Below are 21,775 nucleotides of genomic sequence, written 5' to 3' on the forward strand. Positions count from 1 at the left end.
CGGTCCTGCCATGAAAGTCCTCGCGTTCGAGACCTCCACCGAAGCCTGTTCCGTCGCGCTGCACGTGGATGGCCGCGTGCTGGAGCGCTTCGAACTGGCGCCGCGTCGCCATGCCGAACTGGCGCTGCCATGGGCCGAGCAACTGCTGGCCGACGCCGGCATTGCGCGCCGCCAGCTCGACGCGATTGCGGTCGGTCGTGGCCCGGGCGCGTTCACCGGCGTGCGGCTGGCGATCGGCATTGCGCAGGGCATCGCGCTGGGCCTGGACGTGCCGGTGCTGGCGGTGTCCACGCTGCAGGTGCTGGCCCTGCGCGCGCCCGCCGAGGCGACGCAGGTGCTGGCCTGCATCGATGCGCGCATGGGCGAGGTGTATGCCGGCATCTTCGCGCGCGCTGGCGATACGCTGCGGGAGCTGATGCCGGAAGTGGTCTGCGCACCGCAGGAATGCGTCGTGCCGGACACGCTGCAGCGCTTTGCCGGTGTCGGCAGCGGGTTCGCCGCTGCCGAGGCAGTGCTGCAACAACGATTTGCGACCCGGCTGAGCAGCATCGATGCCGCCGCATTACCGCATGCCGCCGATCTGCTGACGCTGGCCGTGCCGGCGTTGCTGCGCGGCGAAGGCGTGGCGCCGGAGCGGGTGGAGCCGGCGTATCTGCGCGACAACGTGGCGCTGACCCTGCTCGAGCAGCAGGCCGCACGCGCAGCCAAGGCCGCCGGCGCTGCGCCATGACCGACGACCTGCAACGCGCGTGTTTCCGCGGCTGCCTGCTGGGCCTGGCGGTGGGCGATGCGCTCGGCACCACGCTGGAATTCTGCGCCCCGGGCAGCTTCGCACCGATCGACGACATGCGCGGCGGCGGCCCGTTCGCGCTGCGCGCCGGGCAGTGGACCGACGACACCTCGATGGCCTTGTGCCTGGCGCACAGCCTGCTGTATCGGCAGGGCTTCGACGCCGCCGACCAGATGAACCGCTATTGCAACTGGTACCAGCACGGCTACCTCAGCAGCACCGGCAGCTGCTTCGATATCGGCGCGACCGTGCGGCAGGCACTGGAGCGCTATCTGGATGGCGGCCCGGCCTTCAGTGGCAGCACCGATCCGCGCTCGGCCGGCAATGGCTCGCTGATGCGGCTGGCGCCGGTGGCGATGTATTACGCGCATCGCCCCGCCGAGCTGGGCGAGCGCGCCGCCGACAGTTCGCGCACCACGCATGCCGCCGACGAAGCGCTGGATGCCTGCCGGCTGTTCGCCTTCCAGTTGCGTGCCGCATTGCTCGGCGGTCAGCGCCAGCAGGTGTTGCAGACCCGCTGCGAAGGGCTGTCGACACCGGCGCTGCGTGCGTTGTCGGTGCGCGACCATGCGGCAGTTCCCGCCGCCCGGATCCGCGGCACCGGCTATGTGGTCGATGCGCTGTCGGCGGCGCTCTGGTGCTTCGCCACCACCGACACGTTCGCCGATGCGGTGCTGCGTGCGGCCAACCTGGGCGACGATGCCGACACCACCGCGGCTATCTGCGGTCAGCTGGCCGGTGCATTCCATGGCATCGACGGGATTCCCGCCGCCTGGCGCGCGCGCGTGCAGGACGCGGATGCGATCGTCGAGCTGGCCGACCGGCTGTACGCAGCCGCGCAGGCCGCATAAAGGCCGCGCGCAACGCACTGGGCAACGCAGTTCGCCGGAAAGGCATGCCGCAGAAAGACGCGTCCCTGTCGGGACGCGCCACGGCTCAACGATCGTCGTGCAGCTCGCCGCCGGGCAGGAACAGCCAGGTGCGTGTGACCTGCAGGATATCCACGTCGTCCTTGGTCCTGGGCAGTGGTGGGAACGGCTGCGCCAGCTGCACCACCCGCAGCGCTGCCGCATCCAGCGCCGGGGTGCCGCTGGAGACCAGCACGCGGCTGCTTTCCACGCTGCCGTCGCGGCGCACGCCCACGCTGATCACCACCTTGCCGCCGAGTCGGCGCCGGCGCGCCTCGTCCGGGTAATTGAGATTGCCGACGCGCTCGGCACGGTCCACCCAGGCACGCAGGTAGTTGGCATAGGCGTATTCGCGGGTACTGGCCGAGACGAACTTGCGATTGGGGCGCTTGGCATATTGCTCCGAACGCAGATGCACCTCGGCGGCGAGCCGGGCCATTTCCGCGTCGCGCTGCACGCGTTGCGCATCGGTGGGCGAGGGCAGGTCGGTCTGCGGATTCGGTTGCGGGGTGGGCACGGCCTGCTCGCCGCGGCGGCTGGCCACCACGCGGGTCTGGGTCGGTTCCGGCGCCTGCAGCGTGGTCGCACGCTGCGCCTGCGGTGCCAGCCCGCTGCGGTCCTGCGGCACCACCCCGGGCTGGCTGTCGCGCGGGCGTTGCGCGGTGGCGTGATTGCCGCCGCCCTGCTGGTTGGCCTGGGCCAGGAAATCGGCCTGCCTGGGCGTCAGCGGGGTGCTGGTCTGGCTGAAGATCACATCCAGCGTCGGCACCAGCGGTGCGTCCTCGCTGACCGCAAACCCCACGCCCAGGATCAGCACGCCGTGCAGCAGCAGCGAGATCACCAGCGTCGCGGTCAGCCGGCGGCGCTCGTCGATGGGAGCCGGCAGTGCCGCGGCCGCGCTCATTGCGCCGCGCCGGCCTCGATCGCGTCGAACAGCAGCCCGGCGATGTTCAGGCCGAATTGCGCATCCAGCTCGCGCACGCAGGTGGGGCTGGTGACGTTGACCTCGGTCAGGTAATCGCCGATCACGTCCAGGCCGACAAAACGCATGCCGCGGCGGCGCATTTCCGGGCCCACCTGCGCAGCGATCCAGCGGTCGCGCTCGGACAGCGGCCGGCCTTCGCCACGTCCGCCGGCGGCCAGGTTGCCGCGGAATTCGTCGCCCTGCGGAATCCGTGCCAGGCAGTAGTCCACCGGCTCGCCATCGACCAACAGGATGCGCTTGTCGCCGGCAGTGATGTCGGGGATGAAGCGCTGCGCCAGGGTCAGCTTGCGATTGCCGTCGGTCAGCGTTTCCAGGATCACGTTGAGGTTGGGGTCGCCGGTGCCGCTGCGGAAGATCGAACGCCCGCCCATGCCGTCCAGCGGCTTGAGCACGGCCTGGCCGTGTTCGAGCACGAACGCCTTGAGCGCGGCGGAGTCGCGGCTGACCAGGGTCGGCGGGCAGCACTGCGGAAACAGCAACGCAGCCAGTTTCTCGTTGTAGTCGCGCAGGCCCTGCGGGTCGTTGACCACCTGCGCGCCGGCGCGCTGGGCCACGCTCAGGACCTGGGTGTCGTAGACGAACTCCGCATCCACCGGCGGGTCCTTGCGCATCAGCACCACCTGGCCGGGGCCGAATTCCAGCTCGGCGAACTCGCCCAGGGTGAACCAGCCGGCCTTGTCCTCGCGCACGCTTAGGGGTGCGACCTGTGCCACCGCGCGACCCTCGCGCAGGCTGAGGCCGCCCGGACGCACATACTGCAGGCGGTGACCACGCCGCTGCGCTTCCAGCAACATGGCGAAGGTGGTGTCTTTGGCGATCTTGATGGAGGCGATGGGATCCATCACCACGACGACGTCGAGCGACATGGGGAGCTAAACCTTTAGAACAGGCTGCCGATGGTAACTTCAAGCGGTGGCGATGGCGCGCCCGGCCGGTCGTGAATGCGCGACTTGCCGCTCGGCCCGCAGCTGCACACGGTCGGAACGTCCGCCTGGCGGGCCCCCGGCAACGTACCCTTGACAGTCAATGCGGGTCTTGGGATATACATGCAGTTTCGTAGCGACGCCGGCAGGGAAGAAGCGTCGCGCGTCCGGGGATATTTGCATGACTGAAAACATTGCTGCGGGTGGGGAACTCGCAGGACTGAAGGTGATGGTGATCGATGATTCGAAGACCATTCGCCGCACCGCCGAAACGCTGCTGAAGCGGGAAGGCTGTGAAGTAGTGACAGCAACTGATGGTTTCGAGGCACTGGCCAAGATTGCCGACCAGCAACCTCAGATCATTTTTGTCGACATCATGATGCCGCGTCTGGATGGGTACCAGACGTGCGCGTTGATCAAGGGCAACCAGCTCTTCAAGTCGACGCCGGTGATCATGTTGTCGTCCAAGGACGGCCTGTTCGACAAGGCACGCGGCCGCATCGTCGGCTCCGAGCAATATCTGACCAAGCCGTTCACACGTGAAGAACTACTGAGCGCGATTCGCACGTACGTCCACGCCTGACCAGGGGGAAAGGCAACATGGCTCGAATTATATTGATCGAGGACTCGCCCACCGACAGGGCGGTCTTCAGTCAATGGCTGGAAAAAGCAGGCCATACGGTCGTCGCCACCGACAATGCCGAAGAGGGACTTGCGCTGATTCGCAGCCAGGCGCCCGATCTGGTGCTGATGGACGTGGTGCTGCCCGGCATGAGCGGTTTCCAGGCAACGCGTGCATTGGCGCGCGACCAGGCCACCAAGGACATCCCCGTGCTGCTGGTCAGCACCAAGGGCATGGAAACCGACAAGGCCTGGGGTTTGCGACAAGGTGCCAGCGACTACATCGTCAAGCCACCGCGCGAAGACGATCTGATCGCCCGCATCAAACAACTGGTGCGTTGATGCGTTCTCCATTCGACATTCTCGAAGACTACGAGCGTCGTAGTCTTGCGCACGCCACGCCGCTGCCGGAACGCCAGTTCTCGGCCGACATCTGGCGCGGCGTCGGTTATCGCGTCGGTACCCGGCGGCTGGTCTCGGATTTCCGCGAAGTTGCGGAAATCGTGCCGATGCCGCCGGTCACCCCGGTGCCGGGCGCACAGCCCTGGCTGCTGGGCGTGGGCAACCTGCGCGGCAACCTGTTCCCGGTGATCGATTTGAAGCAGTTCCTGGAGGGCCGGCGGACGGTGCTGCAGGAAGGCCAGCGCGTGCTGATCATGCGCCAGAGCGGCGGCGACGTCGCGCTGACTATCGACGAGCTGTACGGCCAGCGCAGCTTCGAGCAGGTCCAGGCGGTCGAACCCGGCGAGTTGGCGCAAGGCCGCTATGCCCACTTCATCGACCGTGCCTTCCGCAACGAGACGCAGGACTGGGGTGTGTTCTCCCTGGCGTTGCTGTCGCGCACTCCTGAATTCCGGCAGGCCGCGGCCTAAGCCGCGACCCCGCCACGTCATACAGATCGAGGTCGAACCATGAGTACCGCCCCGGACGCCCGCAAGACCAACAAGCTCGGCAGCGTCAGCACCAGCTTCTGGCTTGGTTTGCTGGTGTTGTCGATGATCGTGTTCGGCGCCAATACCGGCGTCGCCACCTGGCAGGGCAGTCGCCTGGCCGGTGCCGGCACCGGCGCGGCCGATCTGCAGGTGCTGTCGCAGCAGCTGGCCAACCAGGGCCGCGAAGCGGTCTCCGGCGACCCCAAGGCGTTCGCCGCGTTCAAGGAGACCAAGGCCCGCATCGACAGCACGGTCAGCGAACTGGATGGCCGCTACGGCCAGGAAGGCTCGGTCGCCAGCTCGATGGCCCAGCTCAAGGCGACCTGGGTGCCGCTGAGCAAGAACGCCGATCAGGTCATCGCCAGCGAACCGGCGGTGCTCGGTCTGTCAGGCAACGCCGAACGCTTCTCCGGCAGCGTGCCGCAGCTGCAGGCGCAGTTGAACGAAGTGGTGCGTGCGATGACGGTCAGCGGCGCGCCCGCCTCGCAGATCTACAACACGCTGCAGCAGGTCGTGGTCGCCGGCACCATGGCGCGCCGGGTGACCGAAATGCGCGCCGGTGGCGCCAATGCCGCCGCCTCCGGCGATGCGCTGGCGCGCGACTCGGTGGTGTTCACGCAGATGCTCGAAGGCCTGCGCGCAGGCAACGACGAACTGGGCATCGCCGCGGTGCGCAACCCGGCCGCGTTGTCGGCGCTGGAGCAGTCGCAGGCGCAGTGGGCGACGATGAAGAAGGACGTCGACGCCATCCTGGCCAGCTCGCGCAACCTGTTCGCCGCGCAGTCCTCGGCCGCGGCGCTGACCGCCGGCTCGAACAAGATGCTGGACGACAGCAAGAAGCTGTTCGATGCGTTCTCGGCGTTCGGCTCGGTGCGCGACACGCGCCTGTTTCCGAACTTCTGGCTGGGTGTGGTGTCCGGCCTGCTGGCGCTGCTGGCGATCATTGGCTTTGTCTGGAGCTCGGTGCGGGTACGCTCGCGCGAGCAGGACGTGCGTTACCAGGCGCAGGTGGAATTCAACAGCCGCAACCAGCAGGCGATCATGCGGCTGCTGGACGAAATCAGCTCGCTCGGTGAGGGCGACCTGACCGTCAAGGCCTCGGTGACCGAGGACATGACCGGCGCGATTGCAGACGCCATCAACTACGCCGTGGACGAGCTGCGCCACCTGGTGACCACGATCAACGACACCTCGGCCAAGGTCGCCGTGTCGACCCAGGAAACCCAGGCCACCGCGATGCAGCTGGCCGATGCCGCCGGCCAGCAGGCCAACCAGATCACCACCGCCTCCGAGCGCATCAGCGAAATCGCTGCCAGCATCGAACAGGTGTCGCGCAACTCCACCGAGTCGGCCGAAGTGGCGCAGCGCTCGGTGGTGATCGCCGCCGAAGGTGCCGGCGTGGTGCGCGAGACCATCCAGGGCATGGACCAGATCCGCGACCAGATCCAGGAAACCTCCAAGCGCATCAAGCGCCTGGGCGAATCCTCGCAGGAGATTGGCTCGATCGTGGAACTGATCAACGACATTTCCGAGCAGACCAACATCCTGGCGCTCAACGCCGCGGTGCAGGCCGCCTCGGCGGGCGAGGCCGGTCGCGGTTTCGCGGTGGTGGCCGACGAAGTGCAGCGCCTGGCCGAACGTACCTCCGGCGCGACGCGGCGGATCGAAGGCCTGGTGCAGACCATTCAGGCCGATACCAACGAGGCGGTCAGCTCGATGGAGCAGACCACCTCTGAAGTGGTGTCCGGTGCACGCCTGGCCGAAGACGCCGGGACCGCGCTGACCGAAATCGAGCGCGTGTCCAACGCCTTGAACAACCTGATCAAGAACATCTCCATCGCCGCGCACCAGCAGTCGGCCGCAGCGACGGATATCACACAGACCATGGGCGTGATCCGTCAGATCACCAGCCAGACATCGCAGGGTGCGGAGCAGACGGCCGAGTCGATCGGCAACCTGGCTCAGCTCGCTGCCGATCTGCGCCGTTCGGTCGCCGACTTCAAGCTGCCGGCGTGAGCACGACGCGGAACGGGAAAGGATCAGCAGATGGCGCGTAGTAGCGTTACGTCGATGCAGGAACAGACCGGTGGCCGCCTCGGCGGTACCCCGGCCGTAGGCAGGGGGCTGCAATGAGTGCGCTTCGCGATGCGATGAGTCACGCCGCGCTGGGCTGGGTCAAGCCGGAGCTGGACGAGACGTTGCGCCAGGCGCGCAACGAGATCGAGTACTTTGCCGAAGAACCGTCCGACACCAGTCGGATGCGCTTCTGCGCCGGCTATCTGCACCAGGTGCAGGGCACCTTGCGCATGGTGGAGCTGTACGCCCCGGCGATGGTGGCCGAAGAACTCGAGCTGCTGGCCCAGGCGGTGCAGGTCGGCGAGGTGGCCGACCGCGACGAAGCCTGCGCCATGCTGATGCGCGGCACCGTGCTGCTGCCCGACTACCTGGAGCGCCTGCAGAACGGTCACCGTGACATTCCGATCGTGCTGCTGCCGCTGCTCAACGAAATCCGTGCCACGCGTGGTCAGCCGGGTCTGAGCGAAAGCGTGCTGTTCGCGTTCGATCCGCAGGCCGGCGTCGCCACCGAGGCCGAACTGGATCACGCCCGTGGCAGTCTGAGCGGGCGCAATCGCGAGTTGCTCGACACCGTCGGCAATGCGGTCAAGGAAGAATTGCTGCGCGTCAAGGACGCGCTGGACCTGCACCTGCGTACCGGTGGCGAGATCGCCGACCTGCAGACCCAGGTCAAGGATCTCGGCAGCGTTGCCGACACCCTGGGCATGATGGGCCTGGGCGTGGCGCGCAGTGTGGTCGTGCAGCAGCGTGATGCGCTGGCACGCGTGGTCGACGGCCAGGTGCAGATGGACGAAGGCGTGCTGCTGGATATCGCCGGCGCGCTGCTGTATGTCGATGCCTCGCTGGATGACCAGGTCGCCAGCCTGGGTGCCGATGTCGGCGACGGCAATGAAGCCAGCAACAGCGCTACCTCCTCGGAAGTGCGGCGCACGGTGGACGTGCTGGCACAGGAAGCGATCGCCAATTTCGGTGCGGCGCGCGAGCATTTCGTCGCCTTCATCGAGACCAACTGGGACCACGCCCGCCTGACCGACGTGCCGCATCTGCTCGGCGAAGTCGGCGGTGCGCTGCGCATCCTCGAGCTGCCGCAGGCCGCCGATTACCTGGAAGGCGTGCGCCGCTATGTCGATCTGGAACTGATCGGCAAGCAGCGCGTGCCCAGCGGGCGCCAGCTGGACACGCTGGCCGATGCGATGGCCAGCCTGGAGTACTACCTGGAAGCCCTGCGCGAGCGCCGTCCCGGCCGCGAGGAAATCCTGGACATCACCCGCAACAGCCTGGAAACACTGCGCTATTGGCCGCTGCCCTCGGGCCAGCCCTCCGACCTGCCGGTCGGTGCCGACCAGCCGGGCAGCGTGGCCGAGCCGCTCGCCGCATCGCTCGCTCAGCAGGCCGCTGCCCCGGCGCTGGCGGCCAATGACGCTGCGCCGACGCCGTCGCTGGAATGGGCCAACGAAACCGTGCTCGAGGCGCCGTTTGCCGCCAGCGTGGTGCACGACACCGGCGCTGCCGCCACCGATACGGTGTTCTCGTTCGACCCGGTCGCCGCCGAGGAAACCGTCTCTGGCCAGGCGCACGTGCCGTTTACGGTTGCGCCGCTGGACCTGTCCGACGATGGCGCGCAGGCGCCCGGCGACTGGCAGCTGGAAACCACCGAGCACGCGGCACCGATCGCCACCTCCGTGTTCGACCCGGTGTCGGCCGAGCAGGACGGCAGCGTGTCGGCCGATGCCGCGCAGGTCAGCTACACCGTGGATCTGAGTGCGCTGGAGCAGGACGACAGCGCCACGCCGGCAGTTGCCGAACCGGCGCCGCTGCAGATCGAGCAGATCGAGCTGCCCGGCGATGCCGACCAGACCGAGGCACCGCTGGACTTCATCGCGCAGGCCCAGACCGGTCGTGCGCAGACCAGCATCGAGGATGCGTTCTCGCCGCCGCCGCTGCCGCCCGTGGCGCCGCAAGAGCTGGACGACCCGTTCGTCGAATCCGCGCCCGAACCGCAGCCAGCCCCGGCTGACGACGCCGCCGAGCAGAGCGCACCGCGCGTGCAGCAGGCGGTGGTCAGTGAGTTCGAACTGGACGCCGCATCGACGGCGTTTTTGGCCCAGCTCGACGTGGCCGCCGCGCAGTTCGATGTGCAGCGTCCGCAGGTACAACAGACCACCGATGCCGACAGTCAGACTGCGAAGGCAGCGCCCGAGCCGGCAGTGAGCGAGCCGGCCCAGGCCAGTGCCGATGCCGGCATCTTCGGCGGCTTTGGCGACAGCGATATCGACGACGATATCCGCGACGTATTCCTGGAAGAATTCGACGAAGAGCTGGTCAATCTGGGCCAGCTGCTGCCGGTCTGGCGTGCCGCGCCACACAGCCAGGACAACCTGCGCCCGATCCGCCGCGTCTTCCACACCTTGAAGGGCAGCGGTCGTCTGGTTGGCGCGCAGGTGCTCGGCGAGTTCAGCTGGAAGATCGAGAGCATGCTCAACCGCGTGCTCGACAATTCGCGGCCGGCCAGCCCGGCGGTTGTGGCGATGGTCGAACTGGCCTACGAGGTGCTGCCGCAGTTCAACGCCGCATTGCGCGACCAGGGCCGCATCAGCGCCGATCTGCCGGACATCCAGGCAGTTGCCGAGCGTGTGGCCGCGGGCGAAGAAGCCTATTACGTGGCCGCGCCGGCGACGCCGGTGGCTGCGGATGTCGCCTTCATTCCGGCAGCGGCAGGCATGTTCGCGGCGACCGGTGGCACACCGGCGTCGGTGGACAGCGTGCTGCGCGAGATCCTGGAAGCCGAAGTCGCCACCCACCTGGAAACCGTCAACGCATGGCTGCAGGCCAACCAGGCCGAGCCGCAGTTGGCGAGCGAAGAATTGCTGCGCGCAGTGCACACCATGAGTGGCGCGTTTGCGATGACCGACGTGCCGGAAATCACGCTGGTGACCACGCCGGCCGAAAGCTACGTCAAGCGTCTGCTTGCCGCGTCGCTGCTCCCCTCGCAGGAGGGCATCGACGCCATTGCCGCAACGGCGTCGGCAATCGCCACCACCGTGACCGCCTTGCGCGCCGATGCGCCGTTGATTCCGTCGTTTGCGCCGTTGAGCGAACGCCTGCGCGCGCTGGTGGAGACGCTACCGGAAGCGCAGTGGCCACCGCAGGCGTTCCTGGACGAGCTGGAAGATCTGGATGCGCCGGGCGAGATGGTGGTCAGCAGCGAGTCGGCGGTCGAGCTGACCGGCGCGCAGGATCTGTCGCAGTATCTGGACGCCAGCGCGCTGCCGTCGGATACGAGCGATCACAGCGCGCCCGTGCATGCCGCCGATGACGCAGCGGATGCCGATGCGCACGCCGATGCCGACGCAGCGAACGCGGTGGACGAGCTGGCCGAGGCCGAGGCCGAAGACACTTCGTCGCTTGCGCTGGACGCACCGGCACCGCACGAACAGACGCAGACGGCTGACGTTGCTGCGCTGGAGCAGGAGCCGGGTGTCGAATCGGTCGAGACCGCGCAGGCACCGGCCGGGGATGCGGTCGCATCCGATGCCGGCACGAAGCAGGTCGCCGAGGCGTCGCATGGCGATGCTGTCCAGCACCAGCACGAAGCCGAGGCCGAGTCGCCTGGCGTCGATGCGCACGATACGCCGGCCGATGAGCCGGTGGTCGACGCCGATGCCTGGGATGCGACCGGATTGCAGCAGGCCGGCCGTGTCGATGCGGCAGCACATGCGCAAGCAGGCGACATGCCGGAAGCTGGCGAGCATGTGGCAGTGGACGAGTTGTCCGACGCGGAAGCCGCATTGGGCGATGCGCAGACGCTCGCCGCACCCGAAGCCGGGGAGATTGCTGCCGAGCGTGCTGACGCCGAGCAGCAGTCGCCGGGCGAGCACGCTGCCGAGCACGCTGCCGAGCACGCTGCCGAGCACGAGCAACTCGAGGGTGACGCAAGCGCGCAGGATGCCGACGCGGCATTGAGCGATGACGCTGCGTCCACGGACGAAGCGCCTGTCGAGACCATCGAGGCATTGGAAGCAGTGCATGCGCAGGCCCCGCTGGCCGACCACACGCATGCGGCGACCAGCGAAGACTTGACGCCGGACAGCGCGGCGCTGGATGGCGAGTCGACCGGGCAGGACGACCACGTGTCCACCCCGCACGACGAGGCTATCGGTGCGCACGCGCAGCCGCCCGCCGACGAGGCAGCGCAGCACGGCGATGCCGGGCTGCCGCAGGATGCCGACGCGCAGCTTGGCGACCAGTTGCAGGTGCAAGACACCGCGCAGTTCGGCCAGCATCCGTCTTCCGAAGAACATGCTCTGCCGGGCGAGCAGGTGCACCTGCAGGAACCTGCGCATGCGGACGAGGCTGCGCGAGCGGAAGCGCATGTCGAGTCGGGCGAGCAGGAACATCTGGGCGCGCACGCGCATGCCGACGAAGTCGAGCACGTTGCGGAAGCCGAGCGCGCTGCAGAAGCAGAGCAGACTCCAGAAGCAGAGCAGGCCGAAGCAGAACAGGCCGAAGCAGAGCAGGCTACAGAGGCAGAACAGACTGCAGAGGCGGAATACGCCGCAGACGCAGACCACGCTGCGGACGTACAACAGGCTGCGGAAGCGCTAGCCGAACACACCATCGAGTCGGTGCAGGCCTTCGAGATGGCGCAGGTGGCCGATCGGGTCGAAGAGACCGGCGATGCGCAGTCGGAAATTGCGCCGGAGCTGCATTCGGACGTCGTTGCCGACACCGAGGCGGATTCCCATGCCGATGCCGAGGTCAACGCGCAGCATCCAGACGCACATGCAGACGCAGACGCAGACGCGACGCTCGAGGCTGCCAACGCAACGGATGCTGTCGAGCATCCCGAGCAAGTCGAACACGCCGAACAAGTCGAGTATCCCGATCACGCCGAACAAGTCGGACACACAGAGCAAGTCGAATCTACCGACTCCGCAAGCGAACACGAAGACGCCGCAGCGGTAGCCTTCAGCGCGCCGGTGGAAGACGCCGCAGCGGGCGATAGCGCCGCCAGCGATGTGGGCGCAGCCTTCGATACCGGCCCGCTCAACTTCGACCAGCTCGATGGCGAACTGGTCGACATCTTCGTCGAGGAAGGCCGCGACCTGCTCGACCATTGCGATGGTCTGATCGCCCGCATGCGCGAAGTGCCGGAAGACCGCGAGGTCCTCAACGGACTGCAGCGCGACCTGCACACGCTCAAGGGCGGCGCGCGCATGGCCGGCATCAACGCCATCGGCGACCTCGGCCATGCGATCGAATCGCTGCTTGAAGCGGTGGCGGCCAACCGGACCGACATCGACCGCGATGACGTGCGCCTGTTCGAGCGCGGCTTCGATCGCCTGCATCAGCTGTTGACCCGCACCGGCATGCACCGCGCCGTGGCGATGCCGACCGACCTGGTGGAAGCCTTCGAAACCCGTACCCGTGGCCGCAATGCCGCAGAGCCCAGCGACGCCGATGTGCGTGCGATCGCCAAGGCGTCGGTGGAACCGGCACCGCTGTCGGCGCCCATCCCGGTCGACGGCCAGGTCGAAGAAGAACTGCTGCCGCGCGCGCAGCAGGAACAGGTGCGCGTGCGTGCCGACCTGCTCGACCGCCTGGTCAATCACGCCGGCGAAGTGGCGATCTACCGCTCGCGCCTGGAACAGCAGATGGGTGCCTTCCGCGGCGCCATGGGCGAACTGGATCGCACCAACGCCCGTCTGCGCGACCAGCTGCGTCGTCTGGATCTGGAAACCGAAGCGCAGATCGTGGCGCGTTATCAGCGCGAGCAGGATCAGGGCGATCGCACCTTCGATCCGCTGGAACTGGACCGCTTCTCCACCCTGCAGCAGCTCAGCCGCGCGCTGAACGAATCGGCCGCCGACTTGGGCGGTCTGCAGGGCGTGCTGGAAGATCTCTCGCGTCAATACGACGGCCTGCTGCAACAGCAGTCGCGCGTCAGCTCCGAGCTGCAGGACGGCCTGATGCGTGCGCGCATGGTGCCGTTCGACGGTTTGGTGCCGCGTCTGCGCCGTGTGGTCCGCCAGGCCGCCTCCGATACCGGCAAGCAGGTGCATCTGCTGCTGGAAGGTACCCAGGGCGAGCTCGATCGCAACGTGCTCGATCGCATGGTCGCGCCGCTGGAACACATGCTGCGCAACTCGGTGGCACATGGTCTGGAAGCGCCGGAGCAACGGCGCGACGCGGGCAAGCCGGAAGAGGGCAGCATCGCGATCCGTCTGCGCCGTGAAGGCTCGGAAATCGTGCTGGAAGTGGCCGACGACGGCGCCGGGCTGGACCGCGAGGCGATCCGTCGCCGCGGCGAGCAGCGCGGCCTGATCGAACCCGGCCAGGAGCTCAGCGAGGCCGAACTGGATGGGCTGATCTTCGCCTCCGGTTTCAGTACCTCCGAGCAGGTCAGCCAGCTGGCCGGCCGTGGCGTGGGCATGGACGTGGTCCGCAATGAAGTGCGTCAGCTGGGCGGCTCGGTGGACATCCACTCGGTACGCGGCCAGGGCGTCACCTTCACCCTGCGCCTGCCACAGACGCTGGCGGTCACCCAGGCGGTGTTCGTGCGCATCGGCGATACCACCTTTGCGGTGCCGGTGGCGTCGGTCAGCGGTATCGGCCGCATCTCGCGCAGCCGCTACGAGTCGGGCGAGGGCGGTTACCACTACGCCGGCGAAGAGTACGTGCTGCACGATCTCGGCTCGCTGGTCGGCCAGGCCGCCGCGCGTGCCGATGGTCAGGCGCAGGTGCCGTTGCTGCTGGTGCGTGCGGGCGACCTGCGCGCGGCGGTGGCGATCGATCAGGTGCTGGGCAACCGCGAAATCGTGGTCAAGCCGGTGGGCCTGCAGATCGCTTCGGTGCCGGGCATCTACGGCGCCACCATCACCGGCGATGGCCGCGTGGTGGTGATCCTGGACGTGGCCCCGCTGGTGCGCCGCTATCTCAGCCAGCCGGCGCGTCCGGCGCCGGAAACCCCGGCCGAATCGCAGCGCCAGGTGCCGTTGGTGATGGTGGTGGACGATTCGCTGACCATGCGCAAGGTCACCAGCCGCGTGCTGGAACGCCACAACCTGGATGTCACTACCGCACGCGATGGTGTCGAGGCATTGGAACTGCTGCAGGAGCGCGTGCCCGACCTGATGCTGCTGGACATCGAAATGCCGCGCATGGACGGCTACGAGCTGGCGACCGCGATGCGTGCCGACCCGCGCTTCAAGGCGGTGCCGATCGTGATGATCACCTCGCGCAGCGGCGAGAAGCATCGCCAGCGCGCCTTCGAGATCGGCGTGCAGCGTTACCTGGGCAAGCCTTACCAAGAGTTGGATCTGATGCGAAACGTGTATGACCTGCTGGGGATCGCCCGTGTCCGAGAATAATGGCGCAATGGGAACTCCGGTCGCCCTGCTAGGCCGGCCCGGGCAGGCGCGCGAGCGCCTGCGTGAAGCGCTCGGCCTGGCCGGTGCCCACGTGGTGCTGGAAGACGAGCCTTCCGCAGTGGACGTGCAGATGCTGCGCGATGCCGAGCCGGTGGCGGTGCTGGTCGCGCTGGAGCCGTCGATCGAAGACGCGCTCGAAGCGCTGGAGCCGGCCTTCAACATGCCCGGCGTCACGGTGATCTTCGACGAAGCCGAGTTGACCGTGCGCCGCGAGGGCTGGGAAGCGCAGCGCTGGGTGCGCCATCTGGCCGCCAAACTGCATGGCCATGCCGACGTATTGCCGCCAGGCACCGAGAGCGAGCCGTCGCTGCATCCCGAACCGGGCCTGGAACTGGCACCGCGGCAGCATTCGGACTTGCAACTGGACCAGCATCTGCAGGCAGCCGCGCACGCATTCGACAGCGTGCCCGGCGATGCCTTGTTCGCACGGGGCGTGGACACGTCCGAGGTCGCTGCCGACACGCCGGGCCTGACGCTGGGCGATTCCAGTACCTGGGGCCTGGTCGACGAGGTCGCGGTGGTGGTGCGTCCGCGTGCCGAATTGAACATGGACGCGTTGTCGACCGGCGGGCTGTCGCTGGTGGAGCTGGATCAGGCCGGTGACACCACCGGTGCGGTGCTGGTACTGGCCGGTATCGGCGGGCCGGATGCGATCCGTCGCCTGCTGTCCGCGCTGCCGCCGGCGTTTCCGCGCGCCGTGCTGGTGCGCATGACCCTGGATGGCGGGCAGTACGGCAACCTGGTGCGGCAGATGGGACGCGTGTCGGCATTGCCGGTCGAACTGGGCGAAGCCGGCCAGGTGATTGCGGCGGGCAAGGTCTACGTGCTGTCCGACGACATCGGCGTGCAGCAACATGCCGGCGCGCTGGCGTTTGTCGCGCAGGCCGATCCGGCCGGGCTGGTGGCCGCGTTGCCGCCGACCGACAGCGCGGTGCTGATGCTCAGCGGCGCCAACGAGGCGCTGGTCGAGGCCGCGCTGGCGCTGGCCGAGCAGGGCGGCTGGCTGGCCGGTCAATCCGCGGACGGCTGCTACGACCCGGCCGCGGCGGCGCGTCTGGCACGCCAGGGTATTCTGACCGGCGACCCTGCGCAGCTGGCGCAGGCGTTGGCGCAGCGCTGGCCGGCGTAAGCCGGGCGCTTTCTCTCAAGAACGGAACAGGTGCGATGAGCTACGCCAACAATGACGAAATCCGCGGCGTCCTGATCCAGGCCGGCCAGGAGCGCGTGCTGCTGCCGAACGCCACGGTGGCCGAGGTGATGTCGCGGGTGGCGGTCGAGCCGATGGCCGAGATGCCGCGCTGGGTGGTCGGGCGCATCGACTGGCACGGCTGGAAGGTGCCGCTGCTGTCGTTCGCGCGCTTGAGCGGCATGGGCGACGAACCCACGGCGGTCAACAACAAGGTGATCGTGCTCAAGGCGCTGGGCGGCAATCCGGCGCTGCCGTATTTCGCCTTGCTCACCGCCTCGTTCCCGCAGCTGATCTCGGTGCCGCGCGACGGCCTGCTGGCCGACGCCTCCGAAGATGCGCTGCCCGACGGCGTGCACATGCGCGTGCTGCTGGGCGAGCAGAGTGCGCTGCTGCCGAATCTGGATGCGATCGAGGCGCAGGTTGCGCAGGCGCTTGCGGCGGTTGCCGCCTAAAGCGCCATTGCCGGGCGACGACGCTGCCCGGTTGCGGGCAGTGCCGGGATGAGGATCGGGTAGGGGCTGCGCTGCCCTGACGAGCGCCGCCTCGCTAAGTGCAGTGCATGCCGACACCGCAGATGCCTGAGATGTCTTGCTGCCGTTGGGCAACCGTTTGCGGGGGCGTGATCCGTATGTGTCAGCCTGGTCCACACAACACGCATGAGGCGCGCAAGACGCGCCCGCGGCTGGCATGAGTCTTCCCGTCTTCGCGTCCGTCGAGCACGCCGACGGTGTGCTGCTGTGCGACCTGGCCATCGTCGATCCGGCCGCGATGGCCGATTACCACAGCCGTAATCGCGCGCATCTGGCCGCTGCGATGCCGCTGCGGCCACCGGCGTTCTACACCACCGAGGGCTGGCGCCGGCTGAGCATCGCCTACCGCACCGCGGTGCCGGGCGAGCGCGAGTTGCAACTGGTGTTGCTGCGCGATGCGCAGGTGATCGGCACGGTCGGCTTCACCCAGATCCAGCGCGGTGCTTTCCAGGGCTGTCATCTCGGGTATGGCCTGGATGCGCAGCAGCAGGGACGCGGTTTGATCCAGTGGGCGGCCACGCAGGGCATCGGGTTTGCGTTCGGCCCGCTTGGCCTGCATCGGGTGATGGCGCAATACGTCCCCGACAACCTGCGCAGTGCGCGTGTGCTGCAGCGGCTGGGCTTCCAGATCGAAGGCTATGCGCGCCGTTATCTGCAATTGAACGGCGTCTGGCGCGACCATGTGTTGACCAGCAGGTTGCGCGACGACGATCCGGCGGCGGGTGCGTGAGCCCGGTTGCGCAGGCGAGTGCAGCGATGCGCGCGGTGCGGTGACCTAGGGCGTGACAGTCAGCGGCTCGACACGCAGTTGGTCGGCTTCGAGCCCCGCATCCTGCAAGACCTCCACCTGTGTTGACCAGCCGCGTTGCCGGAGGCGCGCGCGCAGTCGGGCGGCCCAGTCCTGCACCTCGGGTGCATCGGGTGTGGCGGCCAGGATGCGGATCCGAGCCGGCGCGTGATCGTCAGCGGCGGCGTGGCGCGCAAGCCAGTCGGCGGGCGACATGGCGCGCGTTATCGGCGCGATGCGGCGCACCGGGGCAGATTTCGCTCGAGACATCCTGATCTCGGTTGCCGTGGTGCCGACGGCTGGTTGGCTGGCGGGCGGTGTTGCGCGGGTGGCGTCCGTCTGCGGCAAGGGCGCATGGAGCACGCGCAGCGGTGCGGGCTGGCCTGCAACAGGCGTGCGTGACTGCAGCGTGCCGTCTGTTGCGCTGATGACGATCTGCGCCTGCTCGGTCGCCGGCATCGGGGCCGGCAGCGATGCCGGTGCGGGCGAGGGCGGGATGGGAGCAAGTGCCGCAGGCGCGCTGCGCCGGGCACTGGCTGCGAGCGAGCCACTTACCGACGCATCCTCGGGGAGTGCGGCGATCGGGGCTGGAGCTGGTGCAGGCGCCGCAGGTGGCTGCGCGTCGGCAGATTGCAGGTCAGTGCCTGGCGCGGGTTCGGCGGCGAGTGCGGAGTCGAATGATGGGGCAGGCGCCACAGGCGCCGGTGCACTGACTGGTTCCGGGGCCAAGGGGGGCGATGGCAGGGCTGACGGCGCTGGCGGCGGGGAGGGCGCTGCCGTGCTCGGGCGCGCTGCGGTGTCGGGGACTTCGGCATCCGCTGGTGCCGGCATCGCAGGCAAAACCAACACATGCTCTGCGCCGGGATCGACCTGCTCAGGCGCGCGCCCGGCTGGGTGAACTGTCGACGGTTCGACGACTGCCGTCCCGACTACAGCCGCTGCCGGCGCCTCCGCGGTGGGCTGACTGGCCTGCCACTGCAATCCGAGGCCAACCACCAGGGTGATCGATGCAGCGAAGGCCAGCGTCGGCATCCAGCGCGGGCGACGGCTGCTGCGCCGGCGGGCGGCTGCGTTGCCGGCAGGGGCAGGGTTTGAGCTTGCTGTGGCGGCAGCTGCTGCCTGCGCCTGCGATGCATGGGAGGTGGATGCGGATGTGGACGCAAGGTCGGGCGCAAGAAGCGCGCGCGATGCGACTCCAGATGCAGCTGCGGCTTCCTGGGCAGATGCCGGTGCCGCCGTGGCCAGCGACGCAGCTGCTGCTGCGGCCACGTCCGCCGTCGGACGCAGCTCTGCCGTATCGGCGTGTGGCGGTTGCGCGGCGATCCACGCACGCGCGGACTCGCTCAGGTTCGTCGTCCCGGCCTGATCGACAGGCTGGCCCTGTGCAAGACGCGCCTGCACGGCAGCACGCCGTGCGGCCTGCGCCTGCTCCGCCTGCGCGGCGGCCGCCGCAAACATCGCCGCCATCGTGGCGGGTGCTTCGAACTGCAAGGTGTCCTGCGGTGGATGCACTGCCGCGCGTTCGGCATCGGCGTTGCGTGCGGCCTGTGCGAACCACGCCTGCATCGACGCCGGCGGCGTATGCGCCGGCAGTGCACGCAGCAGTGCGGCAAGGCCATCGCTGCCGGCGACAAACCGTTCGAAGGACTGGCTCATCGCGTCGCGTCCAGGCTCAGGCGCAACTTTGCGAATGCATAGCGCAGCCGGCTCTTGACGGTCTCGAAACCTTCGCCGATCACCTGGGCAATTTCGTCGACGCCGAGCTCGGCAAAAAAGCGCAGCACCACCACTTCGCGTTGTGCGTCGGGCAATGCCATCACCGCGGCGCGCACGCGATGGTGTTGCTGGCCGAGCATGGCCAGCTGCTCGGTGGACAGGTCGTCATCGGGTAGCTGCAGATGCGCATCGTCCAGCGCCACCGAGGTGCTGTGATAGGCGCTGCGACGGGCGTCGATCCAGCCGTTGCGCGCGATCTGGAACAGAAAACTGGTGAAGGCGGCCTGCCCGGGGCGGTAGTCGCTGCAGCGGGTCATCAGCTTGACCCAGGTCTTCTGCGCGAGATCTTCGGCTTCGCTCAGGTTGCCTTCGCACAACCAGGCCAGGAAGTTGAACAGGGCGCGGTTGTGACGCGTGAACAACTCGGTGGCCGGCTGTTCGACAAAGCCATTGGCGACGAGGAGCATGAGCTCCTCGTCGGGAAGATGCGCAAGGTCGGCAGGTTGCATGCGCGCAGTATAGGCAGGTGCCGCGCGCATCAGTCGGTGGTTGCGATTGGCCGGCTACTCAGTGCGTCGGCCTGCTGCACCATCTGCAGGAAATCGGCGCGGTAGCCGAAGCGGTCGCTGCCCAGGCTGGCCGCGGCCAGGGCACGCACCTGCGGATAATCCCAGCCGTGCAGCTGACTGCCGCCACGCAGGCGCTGACCGAATCCGGCCACTGCGGCGGAAAAGCGGAAGGCATCGCTGGTGGCGTTCAAGGCCCGGCGCTGATTGCTGCGGACCACCGTGTCGAGCAACTGGCTGCGTTGTGCATCGGGCAGTTTGTAGCGCAGTTTGACGTGCGCCAGTTCGCTGTCGATTGCACGCACTTTTCGAGGTGTGGCGGTGTTGGCATAGCGCAACGGATCCACCGATGCATGCCCGTCGGTCGGGGTGATTTCATACAGCGCGGTGACGGTGTGGCCGGCGCCGATCTCGCCTGCATCGACCTGGTCGTTGTTGAAGTCCTCGCGTTGCAGTGCGCGGTTTTCATAGCCGATCAGGCGGTATTCCTTGACGGTGTCCGGATTGAATTCGACCTGGATCTTGACGTCGCGCGCGATCGTGGCCAGCGTGGCGCCGAGCTCATGGGTCAGTACCTTGCGTGCTTCCAGCGCCGAGTCGATATAGGCGTAGGCACCGTCGCCGGCATCGGCCAGCTGTTCCATCAGCGTGTCGTTGTAGTTGCCGGTGCCGAAGCCGAGCGTGGACAGCGCCACGCCGGAGCGCCGCTTTTCGGCGACCATGCCCTTGAGCTGATCGAAGTCGGTGACACCGACATTGAAGTCGCCATCGGTGGCGAGCAGGATGCGGTTGATGCCGCCGCGCAGATAGGCTTGCTGGGCAGCCCGGTAGGCCAGTTCGATGCCGCTGGCGCCGGCGGTGGATCCGCCCGATTGCAGGCTGTCGATGGCTTCGATGATGCGGCCCTGCTGGTCGCCGGGCGTGGGCGGCAGCACGACTGCGGTGTTGCCGGCATAGCTCACCAGGGTGATGCGATCTTTCGCCCGAACTGACGCACCAGCAGCTTGAGCGAGGATTGCAGCAGCGGCAGTTTGTCTGGCGAGTCCATCGAGCCGGAGACATCGACCAGAAACACCAGGTTGGCCGGCGGCAGATCGGCGGTGGCGATGTCGCGGCCGGCAATGCCGACGCGCAACAGCAGGCTGTCGTTGTTCCAGGGCGTGGGCGCCAGTTCGGTGCGCACGGCGAACGGTTGGCCGTTGGTGGGCGCTGGGTCGTCGTAGCGGAAGTAGTTGATCAGCTCTTCCACACGCACGGCATCCACCGGCGGTAGCGTGCCTGCGCTCAGGAAGCGCCGCACATTGCTGTAGCTGCCGGTGTCCACGTCGATGCTGAAGGTGGACACCGGATTCGCCGCGGTCTGCACGATCGGGTTGTCGCGCAGCGTTTGATAGGTCTCGCGGTCTTCGGCCGGTGCCGGCAGGAGCGGCGGCATCGGCATGCGGTTGTCGAGCATTGGGCGTGGTGCGACCCACTTGGCGCTTGGCGCCCGCTGTGCAGCGGAGGCCTCAAGTGCGATGGGCGCTGCCGGCATCGGCATCGGCATTGGTATCGCGGATGGCGATGGTGCCGGTGGTGGACTCGGCACAGACGGCGGCTGCATGGGGTGGGCGGGGGCAGGCGCTGCGAGACTGCCCTCGATCTGCGCGGGTGTCGAAGCAGTGGGTGGCGATGGCTGCGCGGTTGCAGGTAGCACGGTGGCGCGTGAGCTATCGCTGTTCGGCTCGGTCGGCTCATGCGAGCAGGCGCTCAGCAGCAAGGCGAGCGCAAGAAGGCTGTGACGGGGCATGGGAATCCTTTGCGTGGCGAAGAGGGATGGGTGAACAACGGACAGCCCGAGGTCGCCGTGCACTGCGCCTCTGTTGAGTAAACGGGCCAGTGCGGCAAACGGGGTTAACTGGGTTGAAGATTTTTTCGATCGCTGCTGAGTGCTGCTGTGCAGTGCCCGCTTGGGGAGGGCTTGGCGATGGGCATCACTTGCCTCGTACCCTCACCCCAACCCCTCTCCCGTTGGAGAGGGGCTCGATGCTTCCCTTCTCCCACCGGGAGAAGGTGGCGCGTAGCGCCGGATGAGGGTACGGCGGTGCGGGGCGGTGTCGGTCGCCCGTACCCTCACCCCAACCCCCGCTCCGCGCCCCGGCCCGCCCCGGCCCGCGCCAGCAGCGCGGGCGCTCCAAGGCACGCGCGCCAGTGGCGCGCAAGCCGTGCCTTCTCGCCTCCACGGGAGAGGGGCTTTACAGTCAGTGCTGCGCGTTATGCGCGAATCCGCACTGCTGGGCGGCGCAGGGCGGTTTATCCGCGCGCGGTGCTGCCGCATGATGG

General features: G+C 68.0%; 14 protein-coding genes and 1 pseudogene. 10 read left to right on the forward strand and 5 right to left on the reverse strand.

From position 1 onward, the window contains the following. Positions 1-10: 10 nt before the first annotated feature. Both tsaB and XARJCFBP2528_RS13105 read left to right on the forward strand, forming a co-directional pair. The gene (tsaB, locus tag XARJCFBP2528_RS13100; protein ID WP_016904594.1) at positions 11-730 is read left to right on the forward strand and encodes a tRNA (adenosine(37)-N6)-threonylcarbamoyltransferase complex dimerization subunit type 1 TsaB; all 720 of its coding nucleotides are present in this window, start codon (positions 11-13) and stop codon (positions 728-730) included. Beyond that, positions 727-1,641, forward strand: coding sequence for an ADP-ribosylglycohydrolase family protein (locus XARJCFBP2528_RS13105; RefSeq protein ID WP_047124774.1), 915 nt, complete (start codon positions 727-729; stop codon positions 1,639-1,641). The genes tsaB and XARJCFBP2528_RS13105 overlap by 4 nt, the downstream gene beginning before the upstream one ends. 85 nt (positions 1,642-1,726) lie before the next feature. On the opposite strand, the gene XARJCFBP2528_RS13110 is transcribed toward XARJCFBP2528_RS13105, so the two are convergent. Together XARJCFBP2528_RS13110 and gshB are read right to left on the reverse strand one after the other, a co-directional pair. After that, a complete protein-coding gene (locus XARJCFBP2528_RS13110; RefSeq protein ID WP_047124775.1) occupies positions 1,727-2,602 on the reverse strand; it encodes an energy transducer TonB family protein in 876 nt (291 codons plus the stop codon). Next, a complete protein-coding gene (gene gshB, locus XARJCFBP2528_RS13115) occupies positions 2,599-3,549 on the reverse strand; it encodes a glutathione synthase (protein WP_039526017.1) in 951 nt (316 codons plus the stop codon). The genes XARJCFBP2528_RS13110 and gshB overlap by 4 nt, the downstream gene beginning before the upstream one ends. Before the next feature lie 238 nt (positions 3,550-3,787). On the opposite strand from gshB, the gene pilG reads away from it, so the two are divergent. The 8 genes from pilG to XARJCFBP2528_RS13155 all read left to right on the forward strand — a co-directional run bounded on the left by pilG (position 3,788) and on the right by XARJCFBP2528_RS13155 (position 17,114). Next, positions 3,788-4,189, forward strand: a complete 402-nt coding sequence (gene pilG, locus XARJCFBP2528_RS13120; protein ID WP_024711139.1) for a twitching motility response regulator PilG — start codon at positions 3,788-3,790, stop codon at positions 4,187-4,189. Between the two features lie 17 nt (positions 4,190-4,206). Beyond that, entirely contained in the window at positions 4,207-4,569 is a 363-nt protein-coding gene (locus tag XARJCFBP2528_RS13125) for a response regulator (protein WP_024940328.1), read from the forward strand. After that, complete coding sequence (locus XARJCFBP2528_RS13130) at positions 4,569-5,099, forward strand: chemotaxis protein CheW (protein ID WP_003482487.1); 531 nt, start codon at positions 4,569-4,571, stop codon at positions 5,097-5,099. Before XARJCFBP2528_RS13125 ends, XARJCFBP2528_RS13130 begins: the two co-directional genes overlap by 1 nt. Positions 5,100-5,138: 39 nt before the next feature. Then, positions 5,139-7,175 (forward strand): methyl-accepting chemotaxis protein, encoded by a 2,037-nt coding sequence (locus XARJCFBP2528_RS13135; protein ID WP_016904289.1) that lies wholly within the window; start codon positions 5,139-5,141, stop codon positions 7,173-7,175. 113 nt (positions 7,176-7,288) lie between these two features. Beyond that, complete coding sequence (locus XARJCFBP2528_RS13140; RefSeq protein ID WP_047124776.1) at positions 7,289-14,605, forward strand: Hpt domain-containing protein; 7,317 nt, start codon at positions 7,289-7,291, stop codon at positions 14,603-14,605. Between the two features lie 7 nt (positions 14,606-14,612). Then, positions 14,613-15,794 (forward strand): chemotaxis protein CheB, encoded by a 1,182-nt coding sequence (locus XARJCFBP2528_RS13145; protein ID WP_016904879.1) that lies wholly within the window; start codon positions 14,613-14,615, stop codon positions 15,792-15,794. Positions 15,795-15,829: 35 nt separating this feature from the next. After that, positions 15,830-16,306 (forward strand): chemotaxis protein CheW, encoded by a 477-nt coding sequence (locus tag XARJCFBP2528_RS13150; protein WP_016904880.1) that lies wholly within the window; start codon positions 15,830-15,832, stop codon positions 16,304-16,306. A 235-nt stretch (positions 16,307-16,541) separates the two neighbouring features. Further along, positions 16,542-17,114: a GNAT family N-acetyltransferase gene (locus XARJCFBP2528_RS13155; RefSeq protein WP_016904881.1), complete on the forward strand. Its 573-nt coding sequence runs from the start codon at positions 16,542-16,544 to the stop codon at positions 17,112-17,114. A 45-nt stretch (positions 17,115-17,159) separates the two neighbouring features. Here XARJCFBP2528_RS13155 and XARJCFBP2528_RS13160 read toward each other — a convergent pair whose 3' ends face one another. The 3 genes and pseudogenes from XARJCFBP2528_RS13160 to XARJCFBP2528_RS13170 form a co-directional block, all read right to left on the reverse strand. Continuing rightward, positions 17,160-18,737, reverse strand: a complete 1,578-nt coding sequence (locus XARJCFBP2528_RS13160) for a hypothetical protein (protein ID WP_155410726.1) — start codon at positions 18,735-18,737, stop codon at positions 17,160-17,162. Positions 18,738-18,823: 86 nt separating this feature from the next. After that, positions 18,824-19,396 (reverse strand): sigma-70 family RNA polymerase sigma factor, encoded by a 573-nt coding sequence (locus XARJCFBP2528_RS13165; RefSeq protein ID WP_039816293.1) that lies wholly within the window; start codon positions 19,394-19,396, stop codon positions 18,824-18,826. A 29-nt stretch (positions 19,397-19,425) separates the two neighbouring features. Then, positions 19,426-21,242, reverse strand: a pseudogene (locus XARJCFBP2528_RS13170) (vWA domain-containing protein). Between the last annotated feature and the right edge of the window lie 533 nt (positions 21,243-21,775).

The sequence above is a fragment of the Xanthomonas arboricola pv. juglandis genome (genome assembly GCF_001013475.1).
Classification (GTDB): domain Bacteria; phylum Pseudomonadota; class Gammaproteobacteria; order Xanthomonadales; family Xanthomonadaceae; genus Xanthomonas; species Xanthomonas arboricola.

Coding starts and splice junctions, on each gene's coding strand:
- tsaB (WP_016904594.1), top strand. CDS start 11: ATGAAAGTCCTCGCGTTCGAGACCTCCACCGAAGCCTGTTCCGTCGCG.
- XARJCFBP2528_RS13105 (WP_047124774.1), top strand. CDS start 727: ATGACCGACGACCTGCAACGCGCGTGTTTCCGCGGCTGCCTGCTGGGC.
- XARJCFBP2528_RS13110 (WP_047124775.1), bottom strand. CDS start 2,602: ATGAGCGCGGCCGCGGCACTGCCGGCTCCCATCGACGAGCGCCGCCGG.
- gshB (WP_039526017.1), bottom strand. CDS start 3,549: ATGTCGCTCGACGTCGTCGTGGTGATGGATCCCATCGCCTCCATCAAG.
- pilG (WP_024711139.1), top strand. CDS start 3,788: ATGACTGAAAACATTGCTGCGGGTGGGGAACTCGCAGGACTGAAGGTG.
- XARJCFBP2528_RS13125 (WP_024940328.1), top strand. CDS start 4,207: ATGGCTCGAATTATATTGATCGAGGACTCGCCCACCGACAGGGCGGTC.
- XARJCFBP2528_RS13130 (WP_003482487.1), top strand. CDS start 4,569: ATGCGTTCTCCATTCGACATTCTCGAAGACTACGAGCGTCGTAGTCTT.
- XARJCFBP2528_RS13135 (WP_016904289.1), top strand. CDS start 5,139: ATGAGTACCGCCCCGGACGCCCGCAAGACCAACAAGCTCGGCAGCGTC.
- XARJCFBP2528_RS13140 (WP_047124776.1), top strand. CDS start 7,289: ATGAGTGCGCTTCGCGATGCGATGAGTCACGCCGCGCTGGGCTGGGTC.
- XARJCFBP2528_RS13145 (WP_016904879.1), top strand. CDS start 14,613: ATGGGAACTCCGGTCGCCCTGCTAGGCCGGCCCGGGCAGGCGCGCGAG.
- XARJCFBP2528_RS13150 (WP_016904880.1), top strand. CDS start 15,830: ATGAGCTACGCCAACAATGACGAAATCCGCGGCGTCCTGATCCAGGCC.
- XARJCFBP2528_RS13155 (WP_016904881.1), top strand. CDS start 16,542: ATGAGTCTTCCCGTCTTCGCGTCCGTCGAGCACGCCGACGGTGTGCTG.
- XARJCFBP2528_RS13160 (WP_155410726.1), bottom strand. CDS start 18,737: ATGCAGGCGTGGTTCGCACAGGCCGCACGCAACGCCGATGCCGAACGC.
- XARJCFBP2528_RS13165 (WP_039816293.1), bottom strand. CDS start 19,396: ATGCAACCTGCCGACCTTGCGCATCTTCCCGACGAGGAGCTCATGCTC.